Here is a 3,119-nt window from a genome sequence, read left to right on the forward strand (position 1 = left end):
CCCCTGCTCCCCGCCTCCCTTCCTCCCGGGTGGGCCCGGCCCGACTCACCGGATCGGATCGAAAAAGTTCGGCCGGGGATGTCGAGAACCCGCGTTCGGCTCCGTCTCCCCTGTGAAAGCCACCGAACGCGACCACAATGGATCGCACCGGCACCGAGGAGAACCGTCATGGCCAAGTACCTGCTGCTCAAGCACTACCGAGGCGCCCCGGCCCCGGTCAACGACGTCCCCATGGAGAAGTGGACGCCGGAGGAGATCTCGGCCCACATGCGGTACATGAGCGACTTCGCGGCCCGGCTGGAACGGACCGGGGAGTTCGTCGACGCGCAGGCGCTCGCCCCGGAGGGCATGTTCGTCCGCTACGACGGCGAGGGCCGGCCCCCTATCACCGACGGCCCGTTCCCCGAGACCAAGGACCTCATCGCCGGCTGGATGGTGGTCGACGTCGACAGCCGGGAGCGCGCCGTCGAGTTGGCCGGTGAGCTGTCGGCCGCACCGGCGGCCGGTGGGGAGCCGCTCCACGAGTGGATCGAGGTGCGCCCGTTCCTGACCGTGCCTCCCACCATCACCGAATGACCCCCGACCCGACCCCCGCCGTGGACGAGGCTCTGATCCGGGGCCTCGTACCGGGCGTCCCGGGAATCCTCGTCCGCCGCGGAGCCGACTTCGCGGCGGCCGAGGACGCCGTGCAGGACGCGCTGGTCGAGGCGATGCGTGTCTGGCCGACCGATCCCCCGCGCGACCCGAAGGGGTGGTTGGTCACGGTGGCCCGGCGCCGGTTCCTCGACGCCGTCCGGGCGGACGCGGCCCGCCGGCGGCGCGAGGAGCTGATCACCGAGGAGCCGGCGCCCGGGCCCGTGACCGGGGCGGACGACACGCTGTGGCTGCACTTCCTGTGCGCGCATCCGTCGCTGACCCCGTCCTCGGCGGTCGCGCTCACCCTGCGCGCCCTCGGCGGGCTGTCCACCCGCCAGATCGCCCGGGCGTATCTGGTGCCCGAGGCGACCATGGCGCAGCGCATCAGCCGGGCCAAGCGCACCGTCTCCGGCGCGCGCTTCGACCGGCCCGGCGACGTCGCCACCGTGCTGCGCGTCCTCTACCTGATCTTCAACGAGGGCTACTCCGGTGACGTGGACCTCGCCGCCGAGGCCATCCGGCTCACCCGGCGACTCGCGGCAGCCATCGACCACCCCGAGCCGGCGGGGCTGCTCGCCCTCATGCTGATCCACCACGCCCGGCGTGCCGCCCGGACCGCGCCCGACGGCGGTCTGGTGCCGCTCGCCGAGCAGGACCGGAGCCGGTGGGACACGGAGGTGATCGCCGAGGGGGTGGAAATCCTGCAGGCCGCGCTGGCCCGGGATCGGCTGGGCGAATTCCAGGCCCAGGCCGCGATCGCGGCGCTCCACGCCGACGCGCCCACCGTCGGGGAGACCGACTGGGTGCAGATCGTCGAGTGGTACGACGAACTCGTGCGACTGACCGACAGTCCGATCGCCCGACTCAACCGGGCGGTGGCCGTCGGGGAGACCGACGGGCCGCGCGCCGGCCTGGCGGCCCTCGCGGACCTGGACGAATCACTGCCCCGTTACACCGCCGTGGCGGCCCACCTGCACGAGCGCGACGGGGACCTCGCGACGGCGGCACGGCTCTACGCCGAGGCGGCCCACAAGGCGCCCAACCTCGCCGAACGCGACCACCTGACCCGCCGGGCCGCCCACCTCAACACCCGGCGGAGGCGGTGATGAGTCGTGCCCGGGAGAGGACGGCGGTTCCTCGCCGTCACCCTCCCGGCCGGAGACGGGGTGAGCCGCCGTGCCGCCGTGTCCGGCATTCCGGAAACAGCGGGTCGATCCTCCGATCTCCCACCACTTCTCTCCTCGGGCCGGGCGTTCCGCCCGAAGGGGTGGGATCGGCCCCCGGGGACCAGACCCCCGTGCCCCCACCCGCGTGAATACCGGTATCACATCAGCCGATGATGGCCCGGACGGCGGCGTCCTCCCCACGTCGGGGGAAGCCGAGGGCTACCCGGGGACGCGGAACCGGAGGATGGTGACGGCGCCCGACCGCGTGCTGTCGATCGGTTCCAGGTCCGTCCTGGTGAGGCCGGGGGGCGAGAAGCGGATGCCGTCGCCGAGCAGCACCGGCAGCACGTACACCAGGATCTCGTCCACGAGTCCCCGCCGCAGGCACTGGCCGGCCACGTCGGCGCCGAGGATCTCCAGGTTCTTTCCGCCGGCCGCGCGGCGCGCGGTGGCGACCGCTTCCCCGATGTCACCGGTGAGGAACGTGACCGCCGGGTCCGGCGGCTCCGGCGGCTCCGGCGGCCGATGGGTGAGGACGAACACGGGCCCGGAGAAGGGGTAGTCCGTGCCGTCCGGATTGTCGGCCCGCATCCGGTTGCCCACCTCGTGGGTCCGCCGGCCGATGAGCATGGCGCCGGTGGCCGCCGCGAGCTCCGGGAACTCGTCCGGGGCCACGAAGTCGAAGATCCAGTCCATCGCGTGGTCGGGACCGGCGATGAAGCCGTCGAGCGACATCGACCTGTTCACGACCACCTTGCCGTTTCCCGTGCTCGTATCGCTCATGGTGTTCATCCGTTCCGGTTCGGCTCGTGCGGATCCCGGTCGGTCCAGGGGCGCCGGGTGGGGGCGGGCACGCCACGTGATCACGCGGGTGCCGTGGGCTGTGCGAACGGGGTGCGGCGCGCCCGGAGTGACATTGTCGCGTGGGGGTGCGCACCTGGTCGAGCCCAACCCGGGCGGGGAGAGCTTTGAACACACCGAAGATCAACGGAAAACGGTCAGGGAATTCTTTCGGCATCTCCATCGGATGGATTTCCCTTCCCCGGGCGAATGGGGCGGGACAACGTGGCCCGGAACACGTAACCTCGAGAGACGAATTTCCGCGCGAGAATTAATTTCCTCCTTTTCTTCAACTTTTCACGGTCTTCACGGAAGTGGTGACCCGGTGCCACTCATCCGAAATCGACACATGGGTCAATTCTCGGCGGATCGACGCGAGGGGCCGACCCGACGGGGGAGCACCCTTCGAGCAAGATGATCACCCGACGGCCCCCCCCCATCGGGTTGATGACGAAACGGTAACGTCGACTACCCCCC

Annotated in this window: 3 protein-coding genes; 2 read left to right on the forward strand and 1 reads right to left on the reverse strand. The window is 71.2% G+C overall.

What is annotated here, in order from left to right:
• Positions 1 to 168: 168 nt before the first annotated feature.
• Together FNQ90_RS17555 and FNQ90_RS17560 are read left to right on the forward strand one after the other, a co-directional pair.
• A complete protein-coding gene (locus tag FNQ90_RS17555; protein ID WP_182607254.1) occupies positions 169 to 576 on the forward strand; it encodes a YciI family protein in 408 nt (135 codons plus the stop codon).
• Positions 573 to 1,742 carry an RNA polymerase sigma factor gene (locus FNQ90_RS17560; protein WP_182607255.1) on the forward strand — a complete coding sequence of 390 codons (1,170 nt, stop codon included), beginning with the start codon at positions 573 to 575 and terminating at the stop codon, positions 1,740 to 1,742. Before FNQ90_RS17555 ends, FNQ90_RS17560 begins: the two co-directional genes overlap by 4 nt.
• 279 nt (positions 1,743 to 2,021) lie before the next feature.
• Here FNQ90_RS17560 and FNQ90_RS17565 read toward each other — a convergent pair whose 3' ends face one another.
• Positions 2,022 to 2,585 (reverse strand): dihydrofolate reductase family protein, encoded by a 564-nt coding sequence (locus FNQ90_RS17565; RefSeq protein ID WP_182607256.1) that lies wholly within the window; start codon positions 2,583 to 2,585, stop codon positions 2,022 to 2,024.
• Positions 2,586 to 3,119 lie beyond the last annotated feature (534 nt).

Source organism: Streptomyces alkaliphilus (assembly GCF_014141535.1).
In the GTDB taxonomy this organism is placed as follows: Bacteria; Actinomycetota; Actinomycetes; order Streptomycetales; family Streptomycetaceae; genus Streptomyces; species Streptomyces alkaliphilus.